Genomic DNA, 23,517 nt, shown 5'->3' with positions numbered 1-23,517 from the left:
TACGCGCGCACAAAGCGAGAGGACCACAACCCCGATGAGTAGGACCGATGGCACCAAGGGGCTTATCCAGCAGACCTTCGACAAGGCGTTGGTCGTCCAGCAGCCGCTGGCGGAGAGGCACGTCGCTGGTTTGCGGCGATCCCACCCCGACGACACCCCGCTCGATCTGATCCGGCGGTTGGATCGCCACTACCTTTTCAGCGTCACAGTGTCAGGAGGGGCATCCGGCGCGGCAGGGATCGTGCCCGGCACCGGGATTCCGACAGCTCTGGCCGATGTCCTGCTCTTCACCGAAGCGTCCGTGCTCTACACGCTGTCGCTGGCCGAGGTTCATGGCACGCATCCCGAGGACATCGAGCGACGCAGGCTCCTGGTCCTGACGGTCCTTCTCGGCGATAGAGCGATCACGGCTCTAGACAAAATGATCGGGCGCACAGGCCTCCATTGGGCACGGCGCATCGTCGATGCGATCCCCATGAGCGCGATCAATCGGGTCAACAAGGTGCTGGGTCCGCGGTTCATCACCAAATACGGGACCAAACAGGGGGTCCTGGTGCTCAGCAAACAGGTGCCACTCGGTATCGGCGCCGCGCTCGGCGCCGGTGGCAACCATCTCGTAGGACGAGTGACGATCAAGTCCGCACGCACCATCTTCGGGGAGCCTCCGTCTAATTGGCCCGGTGCCTGAACAGGTGAGCAGGGCGTGCCCACGGGTACTGCACCGGTCAGGTGCCTATGGGGCGGGGCCGTAAGTCGGACGAGAGGGCGCAGAGGACAGCGCACATGTTGCGATTTTCGCAACACGTCGATACGGTGAGGAAATGACCGAGACTGTGATCGACCGTGTACGTGGAGTCATGGACGCAGCCTCCCTCTCCCAGACCGCGTTCGCCGAGCGGGTCGGCCTCTCCCCGGACAAGCTCTCCAAGTCGCTCAGCGGCGTGCGTCGCTTCAGCTCCCTGGATCTCGCCCGCATCGCGGAGGCCACCGGCACGACGGTGGACTACCTGCTCGGTGGACGCGAGCCGGTGCGCCCCCGCTCTGCCGCCCGTTCCGTCGGTGCGGTGGCCGAAGGGTCCCGGTGGGCCGAGGTCGAGGCCATCGCCTGCCGGTTCCAGAACGCCTACGACGTGCTGGACCTGCTCGGCCGGCCCCGCACGATCCCCGACCTGCCTCAGCCCCGCCCTGAACTTGAGCGGTACGTCGACCAAGGGGAACGCCTCGCGTCCGACTTCACGGACCATCTCGCGCGGCGAGGCGCGGGGGCTCTCGCCGGTATGGATCTCCCGGCCCTCACCCGCCTCCTCGCGGACCACTGCGGAATCGACGTGGCGCTCGTCGACCTCCCCACCCAGGCTGCCCTCTCCGGCGCGACGTGGCAGTCCGACGACTTCCGCATCGTTCTGCTCGCAACCACCCAGGAATGGACCCGGGCGCGCTTCACCCTGGCCCATGAGGTGGGACACCTCCTCGCCCGGGACGCCCAGGACCTGCGAGCCGACGCGGTACCGGAACCCGGCAGGCAGAAGGACTACACCGAAGTGAGGGCCAATGTCTTCGCCGCCCACTTCCTGATGCCCGAACCCGAAGTGCGAGCTGTCTGGGAACGCACGGTCACCGACCGGAACGCTCCCACGGACGCCGAACTCAGCGAGCTGGTCGTCGCCTTCAAGGTCTCGCCGAGCGCGCTGGCCGCGCGACTCCACCGCATCGGACTCCTCGACACGGCCCGCCGGGACAGGTTCCGTGGCTTCACCACCGAGATCTGCCACGTCCTCGCGGGGCGGCTCGACGACCACTACCGCCACCGCGCCGAATCCGCCGTGGCGCGCCCGCCACTCGTCCCGATGGCAGAACTGCACGCCGCGTACGAGGCCGGCGAGACGACCCTCCGCCCTCTGGCCGCCTATCTGGACTGCACTGTCGATGACCTGAGAGCCATACTCGAGCCGTCGCGCGCCCCGCGGGCGCTGCCGGAGGATGAGAAGGGCGACCCGGTATTCCAGCCATGACCAACCCCCCGGACCACTCCAGCCGCGTCAGCCTGTTCCCCGACAACACGGTTCTCTGCAACTTCGGTGCCGTGAGCCGTCTGGATCTCCTCCGCAAGGTGCTCGGCGGGTGTGGCCGCTGGACCGAAGCGGTGGCGGAGGAGGCCCGCCGCTCCGCCGCCTACGTCCGCGACCTCGGCCAACTCCCCGTCGAGGGCTGGCTGGGGGAGCCGATCGAACTGTGCACCCAGGCTGAGATCATTCTCGCGGACCGACTGCGACGAGCGGTCTTCGGTGGCATTCCGAGCGAGCCCCTGCGTCATCTGGGCGAAGCCGAGACCCTCGCCCTGATCCAGACGAGGAAGGAGTTCGCCGGGGCCGTCTGGATCACGGACGACCGCGACGCGGGCGAGTACGCCGCGGCGCGCGGGATTCCCGTCAAGAACACCGTCACCCTCATGCGCGAGGCCGCCGTGTCCGGGCTCATCCATCATGCGGAGGGGCACCGTCTCCTCCTCGGGATGGTCGCCGACGGCCGGCACATCCGTGGCGTTCCGGACCGCGCCGAGCGCCTATTGGACTGACCCGTCCAGGGCGGGCGCCCAGATCATTTCTTGGGCTTCTGGAGCTTGGTAGCAGAGAGGCGCCTTCCGCCCATCTCGATGATCAGGCCGGCGGCCTTGAACGTGAGGTTGAGGGCAACGCTCTCCGGAACCTGCTGGTCGAGGCCGAGGTGTCCGATGATGTAGTCGCCCATCTGGACATCCGGGTCCAGCCGCTTGAGGACCATGTAGGCGATGGACTCGGCCTCGACCTCATTGCGGGCATGGGCCGTGAGGCGTTCCTCACCGGAGAAGGGCCGCGACTTCCGGTCGGGCCAGGAGCCCCCGGGGCCCGCACCGAGGTGCCCGCACAACAGGTGGCCGAGTTCGTGGGCAAGGGTGGCGTACCGGTCCAGCAGAGGCAGGTTCCGGTTGACCTCGATCTCGAACAGCGTCGGGTACCTCTCCGGTCGATCCCCGGGCCTGCTGCCAGAACGCTCGACGAACCCGCCGGACCTGCTGCGATACGCACGCCCGCAGGAGGAGGCCCCGTCATTGACCAGGGTGAGCCGGATTCCCAGGGGTGCGAGGTTCGTCCCGGTGTGGTGCCAGACCTCGACGAGCTTCTTCTCGCCGACCCGAGAGGACACCGACGCGGGGGCGGTGATCGTCCTGGGCAAAGGCTGAGCCCCGGGCAGGGCTTCGGTGTCCCCGACGTCGTACACGAGCATGTAGGGCCCGCGCGGCTGGAAGATCAGCAGCGGCTGGGCACCGGGCTTGAGCACGCGCCGGTACTTCGACATCCATTCCGAGGAGGACAGGACATGGCGGGCCCCGGGCTTCTGGATGTGGACCACCATCGCGTTGAACGGGGCGTACCGCTTGAACCGGCCCACGAACTCGAGCATCTGCAGGTAGTCCGCGGACGAGCGATAGCGCTGGGCGCCGCGGACGAGGTCGTCGATCGAGGCCTTGGCCAGGTCTGACTGCGAGACCTCGACCTCTTCGTCCCAGTACCAATCGAGCCCGTGCTGCGCGCTCGTCGGTTCTTCGTGCTCGAGTGGGATCTCGCGCAGCCGCTTCCAGTCCGCGAGTTGTTCCTCGGCCCAGCCGGGCTCGACCATGTGCGCGAACGACAGCAGTCCGGTCACGTGGGCGTCCAGCTCGGCCAGGCCCTTGAACTCCTGGTGACGGCTGTGCTGCTCGATACCGAACGACGCGGCCCCTCGCACATGTTTGGTGATGCGGCGCTTGTACTCGCGCGTCAGGCGAGGAGTGGGGCCGTCGACGAGGATGCCCAGCACGCTGCGGCGTGCACCGGGACGGGCCACGTAGGTCTTCTTCGTGTTGAGTCTCATGCCCAGCGGAGTCAGTGCCTTCTTCACGCCGCTCACGAGGCGGTCAGCCTTCTCGTGGCGAACGAGCCGCCGACTGGAGAAGTACATGTCGTCGCTGTAGCGCGTGTAGCGCAGCCCCAGGGACTCTGCCAGGTGCGTGATCGCGGCGTCGACGTCCCGCATGACGATGTTCGACAGGTATCCGCTGGTAGGAGCGCCCTGCGGCAGGAACCCCTCGCGGGTGTCCTTGTAGAGCAAGTCGGGCCGGCTGACGGTGAAATTCTGCCCCGTGGCCTCCAGGTACACACTGCGACGCCCGGTGCCACGGTTCGTCCACGTCCGGCTCGGCCCGGGCGGAGACACGGTGACCAGCCGGGCGGTGGTGTACGTGCTCAGGGTGCGGCCGACACGACGCAGGCCGACCTTCCGGCAGCCGTCACCGGCCTCCACAAGATCGATGCGGTACTCCCGCTCCGTCGGGCGAGCCCAGGCGTCCTTCAGTGCGGCGTGGACATGCCGTTCCCGGATGCTCCCGAAGAAGTCGGCGATGTCCAGGCGGATCACGGTGTGGGCACGCAGATGGATGGCGGCACAGTCCACGACCGAGCGGCCACCTCGGTAGGCGAATGCTGCGGGGTGAGGCTGGAACCCGGCCGGAAGAGTCCCCAGACGGGCCAGGATTCCCTGCTGCAACTCGGACAACCGTGGGACCGGAGCGTGCAACGTCCGTATCCCGCCGCTGTGTTTGGGGATCCGGTGCTCGGTGTACGGGAAGATCGAGCCGCTGACCACCGCCTTGAGGAACTGCGCAGGGTCAAGGTGCAGGAAGTTGTCTGCCATCGTCACCGAACCGCCTCGTCCCTCCCTGTGAGACGCAGTCGGCGGGCCTCACCTTGAGTCGTTCCACCGCAACGCCACGGGCGGTCCGCTGTATCCCTCCGCCACCCTGTGCAAGCACAGGGCCCGATCCCCAGCACCCGATGTGATCACCACCGAGGTGCCCCGGACCGGAGGGCCCACCGCAAGGGATGGGTTCCTGAGACCGGCCGACTGCGTTGAGGTGGATCGTAGCCTGCCGTTGATCTGAACTCATTGGTTCAGGCCACCCGGTGACACACCGAACAGCGAGCCCACCACACCGTTCGGCAGCAGGGATGACGGCCGCGAGCCTCCGACGCGGAGGCGGACGTACGAGGCCGTCCGCCGGAACCGGTTTCGCCGCTACTGCCCGCGATGTGTCATGTGCTCGCGGGCTCGACGACCCCTACCGCCGCCGCGCCGACTCCGCAGCGGCTCGGCCCCCACCGCTCGTCCCGATGCCAGAACCGGTCGCCTGCTCGGATCGGCCCTCTGCAGCTCCTGCGCCGTGGGCTGAACCGCACGAAGGCAGGAGCACGGTGAGGTCGCGTGCGCCACGCCGCCGCCTACTGTCGGCGACACTGGATGTGTGGATGCGACGAACACCGCGCCGAGGTACTGCGGGACCGCTACCGGCCGGCTGCCCGAGCACCTGCGGGAGCTGGCAGGCCCCGTCGAGGGCACCGTCGACCTGCCACTCCATATTGCCTGGTCCGGGCAGACGAGCTACAGCCTGGACCGCCCGAAGTCCCGCATGACGCTTTACCGGACCGTCCTCGCCGAGGGTCTGTACGAGGACGTGGCGGCCCTCCTCCATCATCGGCTGCTGGCCGAGCAGTGGCCCGTTCTGCGTCGCCTGGTCAGCCCTTATATCCGTGAGGTCTGGGAGGATGCTTTCCCCGAGCTGCCCCGCACCGCTCCGGTCGACGCGACCGCCGCGTGAAGCTCACGCCGCTCCACGAGCGTCTTCTCGCCGGCATCCTCGACCTCGGCTCTCCCTATCCTCTGGTCCTTACCGGCGGATACGCCGTGCAGGCCCACGGCCTGGTCGAACGCTTCAGCCGTGATCTCGATGTCGCCACCGAGAACCCCGCCCCGATGGGCGAGATCGTCGCCGCCCTCACGGCAGGCCTCGCCGCGCGCGGCTGGCGGGCCACGGATGTCCAGACCGACCCGCTCAGCGGCCGGTTCCTCGTCATCGACCCGGCCACGGGCGAGGAATGCGAGGTGGACGTCCTCAAGGAGGCCTTCTGGGCCCCGCCTGCACAGACTCCCTATGGCCCCGTCCTCTCCCTCGACGACGTGATCGGCACCAAGGTCCGTGCTCTCGCCGTCCGGGGGACCGTCCGCGTCCTCATCGACGTCCAGGCCGCCTCCCGCCACCTGGACCCGCCCGAGCGGGCAACCGACGACTTCGTTCACGCCCCAGGCGTCGCGGACGCCGTCGGCCTCCCCTCCGGCGACACCGGAACCGAGGGCGTGGCCCCACGAGGTCACGCCGTCCCTGCGCGCCGCGATACCCCGCGAACTTGGCGGCGATGTCCGCGCACCCCGCAGTACGGTGACGTGCGTGATCAGAAACAGACTCCTCGCCACCCTCCTCGCCGTGGGCCTTCTCGTGATCGGTGCGCCTGCCGCCACCGCGCAGGACGAGACGCTCGTCAAGACCGGCGTCATCTTCAACAGGCCGAGCGGCACGACCGCCGAACAGGGCGCGATCCTCAGCCACCTCGGCCGCCTCGTGAACGGCGCCCCCGCCGGATCGACCATTCGCATATCCCTGTACGCGTTCGGGTCGTCCTGGCTCGCCGACCAGCTCGTGAAGGCGCACCAGCGGAACGTCAACGTGCAGGTCATCGTTGATGACACCAGCGTCGCTGCGGAGTGGATGGGCACGTCGGGGAGGGTGGTCCGGGACAAGCTCCAGGCCGCCTTCGCGGTGCTGGCCGCGCCCGATCAGACGTCGTGGTTCCGGGTGTGCGCGGCGGGCCGTCCGTGCCTGGCCGCAGGGACGGGCGGCGTGAACCACAACAAGTTCTTCCTGTTCTCCCGATCCACCGGCAGCGGTTCGCCCACCACAGGCGCGGTGGTCGAGAACATAGTGGTGCAGTCCTCCGGCAACCTCACCACGTGGGACCGGGAGTCCGGCTGGAACGACGCGATGACCGTGACCGACAACGCCGCCCTGCACACCGGCTACGTTCGCTACTTCGACCTGATGGCGGCCGCGCAGGCTCAGCCGGACGGGTCGAAGGCGGTGAGCGACCTGGCGATCGACGTGGAGGCCGGGCAGGCCAAGGGTTACTTCTTCCCGCGCTCCTCGACCGACGTCGTCGAGAACATCCTCAGCATGGTCGAGACCCCGGTGCCGAACGCCGACGGAACCGCCGCACCGGTCTGTCACGGGAACACCCCGGGCCACGGCACCTCAGACGGCCGCACCGTCATCCGCATCGCCAACGGACACATCTCGCGCCCGGCCGTAGCAGAGAAGCTGTGGAGGCTCGCCGACGCGGGCTGTTACATCGACATCGTCTACGGCAAGCTGTCCGACTACTCGGCCACCGGCACGCACCGGGAGACGGCGTACTGGCTGACGCGGTCAACCGAGAAGGGAAAGATCTCCCTCCACCGCCTGGAGAACGACGGGACGGCGAACCCCGCCGCGCCCGAGGTCTCCGGCACGACCACCCACACCAAGTACCTGCTGATCGAGGGCTCGTACAAGGGCGTGAAGGATCAGAAGCTGGTCTTCACGGGCAGTCACACCTACACCGGCCTGGCGCTCACCGCCAACGACGAGACGCTCTTGAAGTACGCCGGTCCCGAGATGCACGACGCCTATGTGACGAACTTCCGCGACCAGCGCGCCGCCGCCCTTGCCGAGTCCCAGTACGGCGGCGTCTTCTAACTAAGTTGGACGCGCTTGAGGACCCACGTCAGGGCCGGCCAGGGAGCGCAGGCAGACACAAGGGCGAGGAGCCACCCTGCCCAGGTGGACGTGTGAAGAAGGGACTGCCAGGACGTGGGGCAGGTCGTCGGGGTTATGCAGCCAGGGCTGCGGGTGGGGTCATGATGGCTTCGTACTCGATGGGGGCAATCGGGCCAGGGTGCGGACGCCGGTCCGCAAGGGCCGGCCGTGGAGTGTGCCGCTGGAGGACCGGGCCCAGCCGGTCGCGGCCCATAGTCACGGAGCGCGGATGCTTCACAGAAGTTGGGCCAGAACCGAAACTCGACGACATCACTCTCACGTGGAACCGGGCGATCCCCGCGCTGAGCAACAGACGTTCCTGGAACGCGTGAACAAAGCCGGACCTCGTCCTGCCGGGGCCCGCTGGGCTGTCAGCGGATTCAGTCGCCGGCTAGCAGCTGCTCGCGCAGGATGTCGGCGTGCCCGCAGTGGTGGGCCAGCTCGCGCAGGACTTGCAAGTACACCCAGCGCAACGTGCGTGGGCCGGCACGGTGGCCGGTCACGACGGTGTCCAGCGGCAGGTTGGCGACCACCGCCCGGGCCGTAGCGCAGGCCTCCCGGTGGGCCGCCGTGACGGAGGCGACGGTGTCGTCGTCGGCGAGCCGGAAGGACTCGTCCGGGCTCAGAACCAAGCCGAGCTCCCGACGGGACGTGCCGCCGACGCACTCCTCGAACCACACCCGCTGCATCCACGTGACGTGCTTGAGCAGTCCGAGCAATGTTGTCGCCGACGGGACGAGCCGACGGCGGGCCTGCTCCTCGGTGAGGCCGTCGAGGGTTACCTCGAGGGCGCTCCGATACTCCGTGACGAACGCATCGAGCTGGGTGCGTTCGTCATCCAACGGCACATCGAACGAGCCCATCAGAGTCTCCCATCACGGGCGCTGAGCAGGGGGTCGCCGTACGCGCGTACCGGTTCCCCCACCATCTTCGCGGGCAGACAGCCGTAAACGATCACTCAACCTTCGGTGAGAAAACCTAGCGGTCACCCACCTTCGATGACAACTGTCCGGTTTCGGATACGTCCGAGTGAGGTGGTCCCCGTCAGGGTCATCGACAAAGCGCCGGAGAGGACGGTGAACTGAGGCGGCGCGCCGGCGTGGTGACCGCTTTCCCGTACGGACCGGCCCCGCGAGCGTCGGGCGAAGGCCCACCGGCACGCACTGGTCAAACAGGATGTGGATGGGGGAGACTGCCGCGGCGCGACGCCACTCCCCCCCGGGTTCTGGAGGAACGATGCCCCACCCCATCAACCGCCGGCTGTTCAAGGCCTCGATCGGCGTCCTGGCGGCGGCCGCCGTTCTCGGACCGCAGATTCCCGCCTCGGCCGCACAGGACCCCTCGGCCCGGGTCTTCATGGTCAACCCGGTTCAGGCCACCGGTGACCAGGGCCTGACCGACGACAAGGACGCGGCCACCGCCGTGCCGGCGTCGGCCTACACCACTGCGGCGCTGCGCAACCTCGACGGCAGCGGCTCCCTCAGCGGCACCTGGGTGACCATCCGGTCGGAGACCGGCTCAGCGGCGCGCCCGGTCGACGGTGCGTACGTCTACGACCGCCACAGCGACCAGTTCGAGCAGGTCATGGCCTACTTCTGGGTCAACGAGTCGCAGGAGTATCTGCAGAGCCTCGGTTTCGGCACCGAACTGCCCGCCGCCAACGCGCGGCAGCAGCCGGTACGCATCAACCAGTGGGGCGCGGACAACTCCTTCTTCACCGACAAGAAGGCCGAGATCCGCTTCGGCAAGGGCGGTGTTGACGACGCCGAGGACGCCGAGGTCATAGTCCACGAGTACGGTCACGCCGTGCACAACGCCCAGGTCCCCGGCTTCGGCACGTCCGAGGAGGCCGGCTCCATCGGGGAGGCGTTCGGTGACTACCTGGCGGTCTCCGTGGGCGACCACGCCGACGCGAAGTACGGCTGGCCGCGCCACACCGATCTCGCCTGCGTCGGCGACTGGGACTCCGTCAGCTACACGTCCGGTCTGCCGCACTGTCTGCGCAGGGTGGATGGTGACAAGACCTACGCGGACAAGGTGGGTGAGGTACACGCGGACGGGGAGATCTGGTCCCGCGCCCTCTTCGACATCCGCACGGCACTGGGGGCGCGCACCGCGGACCGGATCATCGTCAACGCCCAGTTCGGCTTCGCGCCGGACACCAGCTTCGAGGACGCGGCGCTGAAGACGATCGCTACCGCCCAGGACATGTACGGGGCCCATGAGGCCGACGCGGTCCGCCAGGCATTCGCTGCCCGGGACATACCCGGCGTGTGACGCTCTCCGCCCCGCCAGGTCCGGGACCTGGACCCGGCGGGGCGGCGGCTGCTCCGTGACGGCTGTCGCCATCCGCTCGTGCGCCCTCGCCCTACCGCAGGCCGCCGCCGCGGCGCCCGCCGGGACGTACAGTGCCTCCGAACTCCCAGGTCTGCCGGGCGGTGGAGCGCGCCGACGTTCAGTCCGTCAAGCGCACCGGCTCGACCACCGGTACCCACGGCGGTACCGTCACCGCGCTCAACGTCACCGTCCACCCAGGACCGCCGTACGAGCTGCCTCGCTCGGCCCCTCGGGGCGGGGGCCGAGTGAGGCGGTCCATGCGGGGGTCTGTTCAGCGACCGTCGTCGCCTTCGACGCCCAGGAATGCGGGGTGGACGTTCTCGAGGAGGCGTTCTGGGCCCCGCCCGCCCAGACGTCCTACGGCCCCGTCCTGTCCCTCGACGACGTGGTGGGCACCAGGGTTCGTGCTCCTGCCGGCCGCCGCGTACGGGCTCACCTCCCGGCAGGCCGAAGAGCTCACGGCGTGGGCGGAGGACCTGGGGCGCGGCACTGTGAGGTCGCGTGCGCCACGCCGCCGCCTTCTGTCGGCGATACTGGATGCATGGATGCGACGAACACCGCCTCCCGCGCCGAGGTACTGCGGGACCGCTACCGGAGTCGGCTGCCCGAGCACCTGCGGGAACTCGCCGGCCCCGTCGAGGGCACCGTCGACCTGCCACTCCATATTGCCTGGTCCGGGCGGACGAGCTACAGCCTGGACCGCCCGAAGTCCCGCATGACGCTTTACCGGACCGTCCTCGCCGAGGGTCTGTGCGAGGACGTGGCGGCCCTCCTCCATCACCGGCTGCTGGCCGAGCAGTGGCCCGTTCTGCGTCGCCTGGTCAGCCCTTATATCCGTGAGGTCTGGGAGGACGCTTTCCCCGAGCTGCCCCGCACCGCTCCGGTCGACGCGACCGCCGCGTGAAGCTCACGCCGCTCCACGAGCGTCTTCTCGCCGACATCCTCGACCTCGGCTCTCCCTACCCTCTGGTCCTCACCGGCGGATACGCCGTGCAGGCCCACGGCCTGGTCGAACGCTTCAGCCGTGATCTCGATGTCGCCACCGAGAACCCCGCCCCGATGGACGAGATCGTCGCCGCCCTCACGGCAGGCCTCACCGCGCGCGGCTGGCGGGCCACGCATGTCCAGACCGACCCGCTCAGCGGCCGGTTCCTCGTCATCGACCCGGCCACCGGCGAGGAATGCGAGGTGGACGTCCTCAAGGAGGCTTTCTGGGCCCCGCCTGCCCAGACTCCCTATGGCCTCGTCCTCTCCCTCGACGACGTGATCGGCACCAAGGTCCGCGCTCTCGCCGACCGGGGCACCGTCCGCGACCTCATCGACGTCCAGGCCGCCTCCCGCCACCGGTCGACCGCCGACCTGGAGACCCTCGGTCGCCGTCGCGCCCATGACGAGTTCGACCTGGGTGACCTCCGTGACCGGCTCACCGGTGCGGACTGGTACGAGGACGAGGACTACGCCGCGTACGGGCTTACCGCCCGGCAGATCGAAGAGCTCAAGGCGTGGGCGCTGGAGTGGGCGGAGGACCTGGGGGTGCGGATCCACGACGAGAACGCCTGACGAGTCCGTGCCCCTCTCCGCCAGGCGCGGCCGTATCGCGGCGTCCGTACGGCCGTTCTTCTGTCAGGGCCGGAAGACCCGTCCGGTCGAGGCGATGTGCAGAGCCTTGGGCAGTTCGCAGGGGCGCGCCCTTGGACGAGCGTGACGGATTCCGCCGACATGGGAATGTGGGGGCCGGTTTACGGAGTCCGCATCAGGTTGCGGAGGTTGCCGACCAGGGCGTGGATGTCGCGTTCGGCGGGAGGGTCCTCGGGGCCCACAGGGTCTGCGGGGGCGCTTTCGGGTGCCGGGGTGCGGCAGGGGCGGCAGAGGCCGTCGGGGAGCGTTTCGGAGGGGCCGGGCCTGCCGCAGTCGGTGCATTCCACGAGCAGGCGGCGTGCGGGAGCGTCCGGCGAGGCCGGTGTCGGGGTGGCGGGGAGGTGCGGCGGGAGCTTGTCGCGGAGGCGGCGGCGTACGAAGCCGACGGGGGAGTCGACCTGGGTGGGGAGGCCGGTGGTGAGGACGTGGGTGAGGTAGTCCGTGCTGACGCCCCGGTCCAGCCAGGCGGCGGCCAGGTTCTCCAGGGCGGCGCAGTCGGTGGCGGAGAGGGCCAGGCGGGGGTCGGTGAGGCCGAGTCGGGCCAGGGTGAGGTAGGCGGGGGAGGGGTGGCTGCCTGTGACCGGCTCCGGGGTGCGCTGTCGCGGCACGGACGGGGCGTGGGCGGGGGTGGGCTGCGGGTCCGGTTGCGGGGCCGTGCGTGGGGCGAGCCTGGGGGGCGTGGCGGGGGGTGCTTCGGTGGCCTGTGTGACGGGGGGTGCCTCGGGGGTTTCGGGGGCGGCGATCTGCGGGGCTGGTGTCCCTGCGGCGACCTGCTGTTCGGCGGGAGTGTCGAGCGGGGCCCACGGGGGTGGCGGCCCGGCCGGTAGTGCTGCTGCTTCCTGGGCGACTACCCGGGTGTTTTCGGCTGCCGCGAAGGCGTCCCACCATTCGTTGTCCCGGGCGGTGCGGGACCAGTACGTGAGGGTGACCCAACGGCTTTCGCCTTCACCGGTCCGGCACTGTGCGCGCCGCAGGTGACCGGCGACGGTCAGGGCCCTGAGGGCGCTGCCGACGGCCATCTGACCGTAGAGCGGAAGATGTTTGGCCAGTGTTTTGATGTCCATGGCCGCGCCGTCGGGGAGGTGGTCGACGTACCCCGCGATGTGGCGCTCACGCTCGGGCAGCAGCGCGAAGTCGTCTGCACGCGGTGGGCGTTGGTCCGGTGCGGAGCGTTTGCCGTAGCCGCGGGGGGACTTCGGGTACGGGTGGGAGGGTGCGGGGGTGCGCAGGGCAGGGCTAAGGTTCTTGGCAGCCACGAGATCGGTTCCTTCGATCTTGGGGTGAGACCCCGGCCGGTGTTAGCGCACCGTGTCGGGGTCGTTTCGTTGGGGGCACCGTAAGCAGTCATGACGTCACGTTGCAAGCTGATCACATTTAGTCATACTGGCTGGCCGTGGCGGGGTGGGGAGGGTGGGGAGGTTTTCCCAACCCCCTTCTTCTACCTACCGGTTATCAGAGAGCGCTCGGATCCCGGAGTCCGGATCCCGGCACCCGAATCTCGACGCTCGAGCGCCGGGCCCGGCGCTCCGGATGTACACACGAACGAGTGAGTCGGCGCATCCCGGCACTCGAATCCCGAATCTCGGCACCCGGCGCTCGGCGTTCGGGTGCCGGGTCCAGGTCGGGAATTGCCGGGGGAGACGCGGGCCCCATGCTCCCCCGTGCGTCCGGCGAGACGCCGTCCTCCGGGCCGCCTGCCCCGTAAGACGTCCGTGCCGCGTGCCGAGGTGCGGCGGGGCTCCTGCCGAAGCTGGCCCGCCCTCCCCGATCGAGATCGATGACGGCGAGGTCAGTCTGGTGGCCACCGATCGCTGTCGTCTGTCGACGCGTGTCCTGCGGCCGACGGCGCTCGATGGAGGCCCCTGCCGCCTGATGGTGCACGCGACCGACCTGATCGACTTCGGGTCATGGGCAGCGCGAGTTCACCAAGTCACCGTCCAGGCCGGATCGGACGGGACCCGAGCACGCGGTACGCCGGCGTCCCGGGTTCTGGCGACCGTCGATGACCCGTTTCCTGACTACCGCGAGATGCTCTCGGCTCTGGCCCCGCCCGAACATCGCGTGATCGTGGATCGCTGCTCCACGGAAGTTTGTGGAGGGGTGTTGATCAGAGCCAGTCCGCTGAGGTAGTGGCACGGCGACTTCGCCAGCCGCGACGACCTGATCGACAAGCTCGAGACCTACGTCATCGGGCACAACAAGACCGCCAAGCCCTACCGCTGGACCTACGACGACATCCCACTCAAAGCTGCCTGAGCAACACCCCTCCACGAACGTCCACGGAGCAGCATCAGCGCCGCGCCCGAGTGCCGAGGGCCGCCAGGCCGAACAGCACACCGCCCGCCAAGAACCACGGCTCGTACAGGAAGGTGGCGAAGCGCTCAAGGTCGGTCAGTTCGTCGGCCGTCCGGGCGCCGACCGCGAGGGCGGTCCAGTCCACCACCGAGGGCAGGGCGTGCACCACCATCAGGGCGGTGGTGCCCCAGGCCGTCGTCCGCAGCAGCCGACGCGGGATCAGGACGCCCCACGGCCGGATCAGGGCCAGCGCCAGGGCGGTGGCGACCAGGGAGAGCGGGATGGCGACCACGTCGATGATCAGCAGCGGCAGGTTGTCGCCCAGCGACAGCCCGGCCGGGAGGCCGGTCCGGCCGCCGAGCAGCCAGTACAGGTGGACCAGGGCGAACGCCAGACCCCAGGCGGCGGCGCCGTAGGAACCTGCCATACCCCACCAGGAGTTGGCGTCCCGGTAGGAGATGTGCTGAGTGGTGGTGGCCATGCGGACCACGATGCCCGTAGCAGGACGGGCCCGGCATCGTCCGGGCGGACCATCCGCCTCCCTCCCCAGGGGGAGGACGAGGTCCACCCCGGGAAGGAGTTGGCGGTAGGCCAGGAGGTTTCGTCCGACAGTGGCCATCTGAACACCCCTCCACGAACTTCCACGGAGCAGCACAGATACCGGCCCGCGCGGCGGAGGACCACGGTCCGGTGCCGCGGGACACCGGCGGACACGGGACCGGGGCCAGAACCGCCGTACGAGCTGCCTCGCCCGGCCCCCGGAACGAGGGGGCCGAGCGAAGCCGTTCACGTGGGGTCCGTCCAGCGACCGTCGTCACCTTCGACGCCCACGAATGCGGGGTGGACGTCCTCAGGGAGGTGTTCTGGGCCCCGGCTGCCCGGCCGCCCTGTTGCAGGACCGCGAAAACGATGACGGGGGCGCGGATGCACGAGGAGAACGGCCGACGACTCCGGGCCCCTTCCCGCCAGGCACGGTCCACGCGTTGGTCAAGGCGTCGACAGTTCGGCGCGGACGGTCTTGCCGCCGGGTGGGTGGGGCACGCAGTCCCAGCGGTCGGTGAGGGCGGCGACGAGCAGCAGGCCCCGGCCGCCGGAGTGCAGCGCCTCGGGTTCGGTGTCCGCCGGAGGGGGCTGCGGGTACACCTCTCCGCGGGCGTCGGTCACTTCGACGCGGAGGCGGCCGGCCGCCGGGTCGTAGGCGAGGGTCAACCGGAAGCAGCGACCCGGTACGAGGCCGTGGAGGACGGCGTTGGCCGCGAGCTCCGCGACCACGAGCTCGGCACGCTCCGTGAGGTCCTGCGGGGCGCCCCAGGTGCGTAGCTCGGTCCCGGCGAGCAGGCGGGCGAGCCGGGCGCCGCGTCGCGTGGACGACAGGAGCTGGCTGAAGGTGCGGGAGGGGCTGGCGACCTGGGGCAGTACGTGGTTCATGGCGTCAGAGTGGCGGTCGGATGCGCGTGGGGGCGAGAGTCGCACCCCGTACGCGGAGTCAGCGTACGGGCACGAAGAGTGGACAGTACGATGCCGGGTCCGTCACGCTGAGTGGTGAGCTCGGGGCGGTGTCAGGAGCCGTCTCGGTGCGGTGCGGAGAGAGGCAGGCGCGGATGGACAGCGGTGTGGGGGAGGCGGCCGGGTGCGTCGGCACGCAGGCGGTTCCGGCGGGGGACTGGGAGCGGGAGCCGCATCCGTCCGACAGCATGCGTACGTTCGGCGCGGTGGTCCAGGCGCTACGCGAACACGCGGGGCTCAGCCGGACCGAGTTCGGCGAGCGGGTCCGGTACTCCAAACACACCGTGGAGTCGGTGGAGTTGGGGCGCCGGATGGCGGACGAGGTGTTCGTGGAGCACGCGGAGGAGGCGACCGGGAACACCGGTGCACTGCGCAAGGCCGCCCGGCATCTCACACGGGGCGAGGTGGGGCTCGCGGCGTGGTTCCGGCGGTGGGCACGGCTGGAGCGGGAGGCGGTGAGCCTGTGCACGTACGAGTGCCGGCTGGTGCCGGGGCTGTTGCAGTCGGAGGCGTATGCGCGAGCGGTGTTCGACAACAGCATCCCGTTGCTGATCGAGGAGCAGACGCAGGCCCAGCTCACCGCGCGGATGGAGCGTCAGGCGATGTTGCGGGAACGGCCGACCGTGCCGTTCAGTTTCATCGTGGAGGAGTCGGTCTTCCGGCGGTGCCTCGGGGGAGCGCAGGTGCAGGCGAACATGCTGGACCACGTGCTGGAGCTCACCGCACCGCGCAACGTGACGTTGCAGGTGGTGCCGCTGGAGTTGCCGTTCCACGGGTGCTTGGATGGACCTGTCCAACTGGTGGAAACCTCGGAGGGGCGGCGACTCGGATACTCCGAAGGGCAGCAGAACGGGCGGCTGATCTCCGACCCGAAAGAGGTGAGCCTGCTCTGTCGACGCTATGACACACTGCGCTCGCAGGCCCTCAATCCCAAGGAATCCCGGGACCTGCTGGAGCGACTTCGAGGAGAGCGATGAGCAGCGGTACTACGGAACTCGCCTGGTTCAAGTCCAGCTACAGCGGCACCCAGGGTGACAGCTGTGTGGAGGTCGCGGTCGCCGAACAGGCCGTGCACGTGCGGGACTCCAAGGATATGACCCGTCCTGCGTTCGTGGTGGACCGCGAAGGCTGGGGACAGTTCGTGCGGTTCGCGTCGGAGTGCTGAGCGACTTGATGGCGTGCCCTCTGCGGAAGTGGCAGGCGGCACGCCTTCGCCGTGCTCAGGGACCTTTTGTCTTGCCCGCGGGGGCGTAACCGAGGGCCGCACGGTCGATGAAACGGTCACCGAGGTCGCGCACGGGCGCGGGTTTCGGCTTCTGTACGGCGTTCTTCGCCGTGGACTTCTTCGGGGTGGGCTTTTTGCCGCCTGCACGCCCAGCTGGTGTCGCCTTTGCCTGCTTTGCGCTCTTCGCGGCCGGCGTGTTGCGTGCTGCGTACTTTTTGCGGAGCGCCGAGAGCTTCTCGCGTTCCTGGACGGCCACGTTGGTAGGGAGGGCGTTCGTGAGCGCCCGGGCCCGGCTGAGCGCGTAGCGCGCCTCGTGCCAGCGCTTCCTTTTGATGGCCGAGCCGGCCACCCCGATGGTCTGCTGCAACGCCTTGATCTTCGCGGGCTGCCGCTTGGGTATCGGCCTCGGGGAACATCGGTACAGTCGTTGGCGCTGAGAATGATCATGTCGGTTAGCACACGGGCTGGGGGCTCCGCTGGGGTTCGCGGAAAGATCGCCGGGCGGGTGCCGGTGCTGGCTACGGTCCGCTTCGTGCCGGTGGAGTTTTTGACTGATGAGCAGGCCGAGGCGTACGGGGAGTTCGCCGAGGAGCCGACCCGGCCTGAGCTGGAGCGGTTCTTCTTCCTGGATGACGTCGACCGGGATCTGATCGCGCTGCGGCGCTCGACGCACCACCAGCTCGGCTTCGCGCTCCAGATGTGCACGGTGCGCTACATCGGCCGGTTCCTCCCGGACGATCCGCTCAACGCCCCGTGGCCCGTGGTCGAGCACCTGGCCGCGCAGCTCGGCATTGAGGACCCGTCGGTGGTGAAGCGGTACACCGAGCGGCCGAAGACGGCGTACGAGCACGCGTGGGAGATTCGGGATGCTTACGAGTACCACGAGTACGAGGACCCGGAGTGGTCGCGGCGGTTCCGTACGTTCCTGCACGGGCGGGCGTGGACGCACGCCGAGGGGCCGAAGGCGCTGTTCGACCACGCGGTGGGCTGGCTGCGCCGCAACCGCGTGCTGCTGCCCGGGGTGAGCGTGCTGGCCCGGCAGGTGTCGGAGGTCCGCAAGGTTGCGGACAAGCGGCTGCACGCCACCGTCGCGGGGGCCGCCCGCCGCGCGGATGCGGCGTTGCCCGGGGACCTGGTGGCGACGCTGACGACGCCGCCGGGCTCCCGGTTCTCGGAGCTGGAGCGGCTGCGCCGGCCGCCGACGCGGACGACGGGCACGGCGTTCGCCCGCGCACTGGAGCGGGTGGACGAGATCGGCGCCTTCCAGCTCGGGCGGCTGAAGCTGTCGCAGATCCCGCCGAACCGGATGGCGGCGCTGGCCCGGTACGCGCTGGGATCGAAGGCGGCGCTGCTGGAGCGGGCAGCGGAGCCGAAGCGTACGGCGATGCTCACCGCGGTGATGCGGCACCTGGAGGCGAAGGCCATCGACGAGGCCCTGGACCTGTTCCAGGTCCTCATGGCCACCCGCCTGCTGAGCACGGCGAAGCGGAAGACGGAGAAGGAACGCCTGTCCACGCTCCCTCATCTGGAGAAGGCGTCGCGGACCCTCGCGCGGGCGGCGAAGGTGCTGTTCGAGGAGCTGGAGCTGGTCGAGGAACACGGCACGGACGTGGACGTGGCCGCGCTGTGGGCGGCGCTGGAGGAAGTCGCCCCGCGCGCCGCCGTGATGACCGCGGCGGCCGCGGTGGTCTCGCTGGTGCCCGAGGACGAAGGCTCGGCCGAGGTCGCGATGCGGGCCGCGCTCGCGACCCGGTACGCCACGGTGCGCCCGTTCCTGTCGCTCCTGGGCGAGTCGAAGGCGCTGGACGCGGCGAGCGCCGGCAAGCGGGTCCTGGCCGGGGTTCGTAGCCTGCCGGTGCTGGCGCGGCGGAAGACGGGCGTCAAGCCGCTGCTGCCGCGCGAGGTGGACGACAAGCTCGTGCCTCCGGCGTGGCGCAAGGCGGTGTACGCCAGCCCCGACCTGCCGCAGGGCGCGGTGGACCGGGACGCGTACGTGGTGTGCGTGCTGGAACAGCTGCACCGGGCCCTGAACAACCGCGACGTGTTCGCCTCGCCCTCGCACCGCTGGTCCAACCCGCGGGCCCGCCTGCTGGAGGGCCCCGAGTGGGACGCGGTGTGCGAGGACGTCCTGGCGGCCCTGAGCCTGGACATGCCCGTCGAGGAGCACCTGGCGGAGCTGGTACGGGGCCTGGATGCCGGGTGGAAGCAGCTCGCCGAGCGCCTGGAGGAGGCGGGGCCGACGGCGAAGGTCTCCGTCGAAGTGCAGGACGACGGGCGGGTGAAGCTGCACGTCGACAAGCTCGGCGCGCTCGGCGAGCCGAAGTCCCTGACCTGGCTGCGCAAGCGGGTCGAGAAGATGCTTCCGAAGATCGACCTGCCGGACCTCCTGTTCGAAGTCCACTCCTGGACCGGGTACCTCGACGCCTTCGTGCACCTCGGGGACGGCACCACCCGGATGAAGGACATGCCCACCTCGATGGTCGCGCTGCTGGTATCCGAGGCGTGCAACATCGGCCTGACCCCGGTGGTGAACCCCGGCTACGAGGCCCTGACCCGGGCCCGGCTCGTGCACGTCGACCAGTACTACCTGCGCGCCGAGACCATCGCCGCGGCGAACGCGCGGCTCATCGCCGCCCAGGCCAAGGTGACCATCGTGAAGTTCTGGGGCAGCGGCTTGCTCGCCTCGGTCGACGGACTGCGGTTCGTCGTGCCCGTACGCACGATCAGCGCGGCGCCGTCGCCGAAGTACTTCGGGTTCAAACGCGGCATCACCTGGCTCAACGCCGTCAACGACCAGGTCGCGGGTATCGGGCAGATGGTCGTCCCCGGCACCCCCCGCGACTCCCTGCACATCCTGGACGCGCTGCTGAACCTGGACGGCGGGGTGAAGCCGGAGATGGTGGCGACCGATAACGCCTCGTACTCCGACATGGTGTTCGGCCTGTTCAAGATCCTCGGCTACAACTTCTCACCCCGGTTCCGCGACCTGGACGACCAGCGGTTCTGGCGGGCCACGATGCCCGGCGTCGAGACCGGCACCTACGGGGCGGTGGAGGACCTGGCCCGCAACCACGTGAACCTGAACAAGGTGATCACGCACTGGCCGGACATGCTGAAGGTCGCCGGGTCCCTGGTCACCAACCAGGTCCGCGCCTACGACCTGCTGCGGATGTTCGGGCGCGAGGGGCGCCCGACTCCGCTGGGGACGGCGTTCGCGGAGTACGGGCGGATCGCGAAGACCGAGCACCTGCTGCGGGTGGTCGACCCGGTGGACGACACCTACCGCCGTCAGATGAACCGCCAGCTCACCGTGCAGGAGTCCCGCCACAAGCTGGCGAGGGACGTGTGCCACGGCAAGCGCGGCACCATCCACCAGGCGTACCGCGACGGGATGGAGGATCAGCTCGGCGCCCTCGGCCTGGCCCTCAATGCCATTGTGCTGTGGACGACGCGCTACATCGACGCCGCCGTCGCCCAGCTCCGGGCCGAGGGCCACGAGATCCGCGAGGAGGACATCGCCCGCCTGTCCCCGCTCAAGCACCGCAACCTGAACCTGCTGGGCCGCTACAGCTTCACCGCCTCCACCCCCGCCGCCGGCGCTCTGCGCCCGCTGCGCGACCCGGACGCGCCCGAGCTGGACGAAGACGATGTCGGCCAGGAGTGAGCGTCGGCAGCCCGGCCGGGGCAGTCAGTTCGTGTGCCACCGCCGTGTTGCGGCCGGGTACGCAGGAGCGTGATTCAGGTGCTGACCTGCGGGTGTGCGGGGCTGAGGTAGTGGACGGTGCTTCCAGCGGCGTGCTCGGTCAGCAGCTCCTGCAGTTCGCCAGCGGCGGTCTTGAGGAGGTGTCCGTCGCGGGCGTTATGGAGGGTTTCCAGGACGAAGGCGACGTGGGTGGAGTCTTCGGTGACACGGGTGCGGTGGGCATCGCGGTGGTTCCAGTGGCGGGTGAGGACGTTGGTGGTGTCGGCGTAGATGATCTCGCCGGGCTTGGGGTTCTCGACGGTGTCGGGCTCGCCGAGCGGGGTGAAGGTCTCGGTGCCGTCGGCGTAGCGGATCTCGATGTCGCCGGTGACATGGTCGAGATTGAAGGCGCCGGCGGGCAGGCCGTGGCGGACGGAGACCGCGTTGTAGGAGTCGACGGCCGGGTTGATCCGCGGCAGGGTGCCCTTCTTGGCCATGCGGCGGCCCAGCGCGTCGACGCTGGGGCGGATGCGGCGGGGGTTGGTGCCGAAGGAGCGGTAGGCGGTATGCCACGCCTCGATACGCGGATCGGCCTCGCCGGCGGGGGCCCAGGTACCGTCCGCGAGCTGCCGCTCCAGATCTTCCAGGGCGGTCGCGGTGGCCGGCCACGGTTCGTGGCCACGTAGACCGGTGGCGGTGACGACGGCGATGAGAGTGTCGGCGAAAGCGTCGGCGACGGCGGGACTGATGCGGAAGGTGGTCACAGGGGGTCCGTTTCGGGAGTGCGGGGTGAGTCGGAGTCACGCTTTCCAGGGGCCGATGCGGTCCAGGCGGCGTGTCTGCTGGTGGGCGGTGGGCACGTCCAGACCCTGGCTGCGCTCGGTGAGCCGCCGGGCGGTGTCGGCGCGCTGCTCGACGGGTTTGTGGTCGTCGTACTTGAACTTCGCACGGACCTCGGTGACGTCCAGGCGCAGGCCGCGGATGCCGGGCAGCATTCGCCCGTAGGGCGGCTGGTCGGGGTCGATGGGGGCGTGGTCGCCGTCGAACTGGAAGTGCGCCATCTGTTGGCGCAGCAGTTCGGCCTTGGCCGCCGGGTCGTCGACGATGGTGGCCTGGCAGGTGAACTGGACGGCGGCGTAGTAGCTGGTGGGGACGCCGTCGGTGGGTGGGGTACCCGGCTTGGCGCGCCAGGGGCCGGGGATGAAGGCGTAGTCGCTGGTGACGGTGAAGGTGACGTTCGGGTCGGCCTCGATCGTCTCCCAGACGGGGTTGGGGCGGGCGAGGTGGACCAACAGGGTCTGGCCGCCGACGGTGAAGTGGGTGGGCACGACGATCGGCGCCTGCCCGGGCAGGCCGTTGACGCTCAGGAGGCCGAAGTCGTGGCCGTCGGCGATCCAGTTCTGCCACTCGGTGTCGTCCAGGGCGGCGTCCCAGGGCTGGATGAACATACGGGGGGTCCTTCCGGACGGGGAGCGGGGGTCAGGTGAGAGCGAGAAGGCTGACGGCGACGGCGGCGGTGCCCAGGCCGATGAGCTGGGTGCGATGAATCCGCTCGGCGAGCACGGTGCGGGCGAGCAGGACAGTGCCGGCCGGGTACAGGGCGGTGATCACGGCGACGACGGCCAGGTCGCCGCTGCGGGCCGCGAGCAGGAACAGCAGGTTGGCCACCGAGTCCAGCACGCCTGCCGCCGCCGACATCGTGTAGGCGGGCTTCTCCGAGCCCAGCCTCCGGATCATCAGCCCGGCCGCGGCCAGCGTGACCGCGGAAGACACAGCCCGGCCGACAATCAGCGGGCCCACCCCGCTGTCGGAGGGTGCCTGGTGCAGGAAGATCAGCTGCAGGGCGATGGCGGCCCCGGCGCCGAAGGCCAGTAGTAGCGCGGTGCGCGAGGGGCGCATGGTGCCCGCGCCGTGTCCGGCGCTGACCAGCACCACCGCTGCCAGCGCCAGCGGCAGGCCGATCAGCCCGGCCAGGCCCAGGTGCTCGCCCTGCAGCAGTCCGACACCGACCGGCAGCATCGCCGAGATGAGCGCGGTCACGGGTGAGAGCACGTTCATCGGGCCGATCGCGAGCGTGCGGTAGAGCAGGGCGAAGGCGGCGGCTGACGCGACACCGGAGGCGGCGCCCCACGCGAGGGTGGCCGGGGCGAAGGAGGCGCCGAGGAAAGGCCACAGCAGCAGCTCGACGGTGAGCGAGGCCGGCGCGGCGATCATCACGGTGCGCAGGACGTGGGCCTTGCGGGCACCGAGGCCGCCAAGGAAGTCGGCGCATCCGTAGGCCAGGGAACTGCCCAGGGCCAACAGCAGAGCGATCACGGGTACATCCCTTACTATCAATGGAACGACTACACCGTACAACGCACCGACCGATTGTCGTCAACCGAACGACCGCGTGGTGCAGTGCAGTGATCCACCTGCATGGAGGGATGACAGCGATGGCCGAGACCGAAGCGGCACTGCGGACGCTCGCGCACAACGTCCGCGCGGCCCGTACCCGCGCCGGACTGTCCCTGGACGAACTCGGCCGCCGCGCCAAGGTCAGCAAGGGCGCCCTGGTCGCTCTGGAGAAGGCCCAGGGCAATCCCAACTTCGCCACCCTGGTCCGCCTCGCCGACACCCTGGGCGCCTCCGTTTCCGCCCTGATGGAGGGGCGGTCCGAGGAACGCGTCCGGGTGGTGAGCGCCGCCACCGTCATGCCCCTGTGGAAGGGCGAGCGCGGCAGCGAAGCCCGGCTCATGCTGACCACCAGCGGCCCGGCAGCCACCGAGGTCTGGCGCTGGACGCTGGAACCCGGCGAGGAATACCCCAGCCACCCCCACCAGGCCGGCGTCGTGGAGACCGTCAACGTCACCGCCGGGCAGATGGTGCTCGTCGTCAACGGAACCGACCACATCGTCGAGGCGGGGCAGACCGCCACGTTCGACGCTGATGCCCCCCACACCTACCGCGGCGCGGGCACCGAGACCTGCCATCTGATCATGACCGTCCACCTGCCCCCTGTCCCCGCGTAGTCCTGGGCGGGGACAGGGTGTCCAGACCGGACCATCTCTGTCTGTCGTCAAACGAACGTTTGACGACAGGTGCGGCGGGCGCCCAATGAACCCGTGCAATCCGGGGGTTCGCGACGGCTCGAAT

General features: G+C 69.6%; 21 protein-coding genes and 1 pseudogene. 13 read left to right on the top strand and 9 right to left on the bottom strand.

Going from position 1 to position 23,517, the window contains the following annotated elements; all coding sequences use genetic code 11:
* Nucleotides 1–34: 34 nt before the first annotated feature.
* From ACH4VO_RS08435 to ACH4VO_RS08425, 3 genes are all read left to right on the top strand, one after another.
* Nucleotides 35–688 (top strand): hypothetical protein, encoded by a 654-nt coding sequence (locus ACH4VO_RS08435; RefSeq protein ID WP_360984475.1) that lies wholly within the window; start codon nucleotides 35–37, stop codon nucleotides 686–688.
* 133 nt (nucleotides 689–821) lie between these two features.
* Nucleotides 822–2,012, top strand: a complete 1,191-nt coding sequence (locus tag ACH4VO_RS08430) for an XRE family transcriptional regulator (RefSeq protein WP_360984478.1) — start codon at nucleotides 822–824, stop codon at nucleotides 2,010–2,012.
* Nucleotides 2,009–2,575 (top strand): hypothetical protein, encoded by a 567-nt coding sequence (locus ACH4VO_RS08425; protein ID WP_360984481.1) that lies wholly within the window; start codon nucleotides 2,009–2,011, stop codon nucleotides 2,573–2,575. The genes ACH4VO_RS08430 and ACH4VO_RS08425 overlap by 4 nt, the downstream gene beginning before the upstream one ends.
* Nucleotides 2,576–2,598: 23 nt before the next feature.
* Here ACH4VO_RS08425 and ACH4VO_RS08420 read toward each other — a convergent pair whose 3' ends face one another.
* A complete protein-coding gene (locus tag ACH4VO_RS08420) occupies nucleotides 2,599–4,710 on the bottom strand; it encodes an RNA-directed DNA polymerase (protein WP_360984484.1) in 2,112 nt (703 codons plus the stop codon).
* Between the two features lie 607 nt (nucleotides 4,711–5,317).
* Here ACH4VO_RS08420 and ACH4VO_RS08415 point away from each other — a divergent pair.
* From ACH4VO_RS08415 to ACH4VO_RS08405, 3 genes and pseudogenes are all read left to right on the top strand, one after another.
* Complete coding sequence (locus ACH4VO_RS08415) at nucleotides 5,318–5,671, top strand: hypothetical protein (protein ID WP_360984488.1); 354 nt, start codon at nucleotides 5,318–5,320, stop codon at nucleotides 5,669–5,671.
* Nucleotides 5,668–6,111 (top strand): annotated as a pseudogene (locus ACH4VO_RS08410) (nucleotidyl transferase AbiEii/AbiGii toxin family protein); the annotation flags it as partial. The gene ACH4VO_RS08415 and the pseudogene ACH4VO_RS08410, both read left to right, overlap by 4 nt.
* 187 nt (nucleotides 6,112–6,298) lie before the next feature.
* Nucleotides 6,299–7,639, top strand: coding sequence for a phospholipase D-like domain-containing protein (locus ACH4VO_RS08405; protein WP_360984491.1), 1,341 nt, complete (start codon nucleotides 6,299–6,301; stop codon nucleotides 7,637–7,639).
* 440 nt (nucleotides 7,640–8,079) lie between these two features.
* Here the strand turns inward: ACH4VO_RS08405 and ACH4VO_RS08400 are convergent, their stop codons facing one another.
* The gene (locus tag ACH4VO_RS08400; RefSeq protein ID WP_360984494.1) at nucleotides 8,080–8,562 is read right to left on the bottom strand and encodes a DinB family protein; all 483 of its coding nucleotides are present in this window, start codon (nucleotides 8,560–8,562) and stop codon (nucleotides 8,080–8,082) included.
* 373 nt (nucleotides 8,563–8,935) lie between these two features.
* On the opposite strand from ACH4VO_RS08400, the gene ACH4VO_RS08395 reads away from it, so the two are divergent.
* The 3 genes from ACH4VO_RS08395 (at nucleotide 8,936) to ACH4VO_RS08385 (ending at nucleotide 11,596) form a co-directional block, all read left to right on the top strand.
* Nucleotides 8,936–9,976, top strand: coding sequence for a M4 family metallopeptidase (locus ACH4VO_RS08395; RefSeq protein WP_360984497.1), 1,041 nt, complete (start codon nucleotides 8,936–8,938; stop codon nucleotides 9,974–9,976).
* A 601-nt stretch (nucleotides 9,977–10,577) separates the two neighbouring features.
* Nucleotides 10,578–10,940 carry a hypothetical protein gene (locus ACH4VO_RS08390; protein ID WP_398440906.1) on the top strand — a complete coding sequence of 121 codons (363 nt, stop codon included), beginning with the start codon at nucleotides 10,578–10,580 and terminating at the stop codon, nucleotides 10,938–10,940.
* A complete protein-coding gene (locus ACH4VO_RS08385) occupies nucleotides 10,937–11,596 on the top strand; it encodes a nucleotidyl transferase AbiEii/AbiGii toxin family protein (protein WP_360984500.1) in 660 nt (219 codons plus the stop codon). The genes ACH4VO_RS08390 and ACH4VO_RS08385 overlap by 4 nt, the downstream gene beginning before the upstream one ends.
* 179 nt (nucleotides 11,597–11,775) lie before the next feature.
* On the opposite strand, the gene ACH4VO_RS08380 is transcribed toward ACH4VO_RS08385, so the two are convergent.
* The 3 genes from ACH4VO_RS08380 to ACH4VO_RS08370 all read right to left on the bottom strand — a co-directional run bounded on the left by ACH4VO_RS08380 (nucleotide 11,776) and on the right by ACH4VO_RS08370 (nucleotide 15,397).
* Nucleotides 11,776–12,930, bottom strand: a complete 1,155-nt coding sequence (locus ACH4VO_RS08380) for a MarR family transcriptional regulator (RefSeq protein ID WP_360984503.1) — start codon at nucleotides 12,928–12,930, stop codon at nucleotides 11,776–11,778.
* 1,034 nt (nucleotides 12,931–13,964) lie between these two features.
* The gene (locus tag ACH4VO_RS08375; protein ID WP_360984506.1) at nucleotides 13,965–14,450 is read right to left on the bottom strand and encodes a DUF3995 domain-containing protein; all 486 of its coding nucleotides are present in this window, start codon (nucleotides 14,448–14,450) and stop codon (nucleotides 13,965–13,967) included.
* A 506-nt stretch (nucleotides 14,451–14,956) separates the two neighbouring features.
* Entirely contained in the window at nucleotides 14,957–15,397 is a 441-nt protein-coding gene (locus tag ACH4VO_RS08370) for an ATP-binding protein (protein ID WP_360984509.1), read from the bottom strand.
* Between the two features lie 173 nt (nucleotides 15,398–15,570).
* Here ACH4VO_RS08370 and ACH4VO_RS08365 point away from each other — a divergent pair, with 173 nt between their 5' ends.
* Nucleotides 15,571–16,452, top strand: coding sequence for a helix-turn-helix transcriptional regulator (locus ACH4VO_RS08365; RefSeq protein WP_360984511.1), 882 nt, complete (start codon nucleotides 15,571–15,573; stop codon nucleotides 16,450–16,452).
* Nucleotides 16,449–16,640 carry a DUF397 domain-containing protein gene (locus ACH4VO_RS08360; protein WP_360984514.1) on the top strand — a complete coding sequence of 64 codons (192 nt, stop codon included), beginning with the start codon at nucleotides 16,449–16,451 and terminating at the stop codon, nucleotides 16,638–16,640. The genes ACH4VO_RS08365 and ACH4VO_RS08360 overlap by 4 nt, the downstream gene beginning before the upstream one ends.
* Before the next feature lie 55 nt (nucleotides 16,641–16,695).
* On the opposite strand, the gene ACH4VO_RS08355 is transcribed toward ACH4VO_RS08360, so the two are convergent.
* Nucleotides 16,696–17,067, bottom strand: coding sequence for a hypothetical protein (locus ACH4VO_RS08355; RefSeq protein WP_360984517.1), 372 nt, complete (start codon nucleotides 17,065–17,067; stop codon nucleotides 16,696–16,698).
* A gap of 165 nt (nucleotides 17,068–17,232) precedes the next feature.
* Here ACH4VO_RS08355 and ACH4VO_RS08350 point away from each other — a divergent pair, with 165 nt between their 5' ends.
* Nucleotides 17,233–20,364 (top strand): Tn3 family transposase, encoded by a 3,132-nt coding sequence (locus ACH4VO_RS08350; RefSeq protein WP_360984520.1) that lies wholly within the window; start codon nucleotides 17,233–17,235, stop codon nucleotides 20,362–20,364.
* A gap of 74 nt (nucleotides 20,365–20,438) precedes the next feature.
* Here ACH4VO_RS08350 and ACH4VO_RS08345 read toward each other — a convergent pair whose 3' ends face one another.
* Genes ACH4VO_RS08345 through ACH4VO_RS08335 form a run of 3 tightly spaced genes read right to left on the bottom strand, consistent with a single transcriptional unit; the run spans nucleotide 20,439 to nucleotide 22,698 of the window.
* The gene (locus ACH4VO_RS08345; RefSeq protein ID WP_360984523.1) at nucleotides 20,439–21,146 is read right to left on the bottom strand and encodes a phenylalanine--tRNA ligase beta subunit-related protein; all 708 of its coding nucleotides are present in this window, start codon (nucleotides 21,144–21,146) and stop codon (nucleotides 20,439–20,441) included.
* Between the two features lie 36 nt (nucleotides 21,147–21,182).
* Entirely contained in the window at nucleotides 21,183–21,830 is a 648-nt protein-coding gene (locus tag ACH4VO_RS08340; RefSeq protein WP_360984526.1) for an FMN-binding negative transcriptional regulator, read from the bottom strand.
* A gap of 31 nt (nucleotides 21,831–21,861) precedes the next feature.
* The gene (locus ACH4VO_RS08335; protein ID WP_360984529.1) at nucleotides 21,862–22,698 is read right to left on the bottom strand and encodes a DMT family transporter; all 837 of its coding nucleotides are present in this window, start codon (nucleotides 22,696–22,698) and stop codon (nucleotides 21,862–21,864) included.
* Between the two features lie 119 nt (nucleotides 22,699–22,817).
* Between ACH4VO_RS08335 and ACH4VO_RS08330 the strand changes: the two genes are divergently transcribed.
* Nucleotides 22,818–23,393, top strand: a complete 576-nt coding sequence (locus ACH4VO_RS08330) for an XRE family transcriptional regulator (protein WP_360984531.1) — start codon at nucleotides 22,818–22,820, stop codon at nucleotides 23,391–23,393.
* The last annotated feature ends 124 nt before the right edge of the window (nucleotides 23,394–23,517 follow it).

It is taken from the genome of Streptomyces sp. NPDC020780, assembly GCF_044334475.1.
Lineage (GTDB): Bacteria > Actinomycetota > Actinomycetes > Streptomycetales > Streptomycetaceae > Streptomyces.
The sequence above is the reverse complement of the archived record's forward strand: the minus strand, read 5'-3'. Positions and strand labels throughout refer to the sequence as shown.

Coding starts and splice junctions, on each gene's coding strand:
- ACH4VO_RS08390 (WP_398440906.1), top strand. CDS start 10,578: ATGGATGCGACGAACACCGCCTCCCGCGCCGAGGTACTGCGGGACCGC.
- ACH4VO_RS08420 (WP_360984484.1), bottom strand. CDS start 4,710: ATGGCAGACAACTTCCTGCACCTTGACCCTGCGCAGTTCCTCAAGGCG.
- ACH4VO_RS08395 (WP_360984497.1), top strand. CDS start 8,936: ATGCCCCACCCCATCAACCGCCGGCTGTTCAAGGCCTCGATCGGCGTC.
- ACH4VO_RS08375 (WP_360984506.1), bottom strand. CDS start 14,450: ATGGCCACCACCACTCAGCACATCTCCTACCGGGACGCCAACTCCTGG.
- ACH4VO_RS08400 (WP_360984494.1), bottom strand. CDS start 8,562: ATGGGCTCGTTCGATGTGCCGTTGGATGACGAACGCACCCAGCTCGAT.
- ACH4VO_RS08425 (WP_360984481.1), top strand. CDS start 2,009: ATGACCAACCCCCCGGACCACTCCAGCCGCGTCAGCCTGTTCCCCGAC.
- ACH4VO_RS08330 (WP_360984531.1), top strand. CDS start 22,818: ATGGCCGAGACCGAAGCGGCACTGCGGACGCTCGCGCACAACGTCCGC.
- ACH4VO_RS08360 (WP_360984514.1), top strand. CDS start 16,449: ATGAGCAGCGGTACTACGGAACTCGCCTGGTTCAAGTCCAGCTACAGC.
- ACH4VO_RS08365 (WP_360984511.1), top strand. CDS start 15,571: ATGGACAGCGGTGTGGGGGAGGCGGCCGGGTGCGTCGGCACGCAGGCG.
- ACH4VO_RS08430 (WP_360984478.1), top strand. CDS start 822: ATGACCGAGACTGTGATCGACCGTGTACGTGGAGTCATGGACGCAGCC.
- ACH4VO_RS08340 (WP_360984526.1), bottom strand. CDS start 21,830: ATGTTCATCCAGCCCTGGGACGCCGCCCTGGACGACACCGAGTGGCAG.
- ACH4VO_RS08435 (WP_360984475.1), top strand. CDS start 35: ATGAGTAGGACCGATGGCACCAAGGGGCTTATCCAGCAGACCTTCGAC.
- ACH4VO_RS08370 (WP_360984509.1), bottom strand. CDS start 15,397: ATGAACCACGTACTGCCCCAGGTCGCCAGCCCCTCCCGCACCTTCAGC.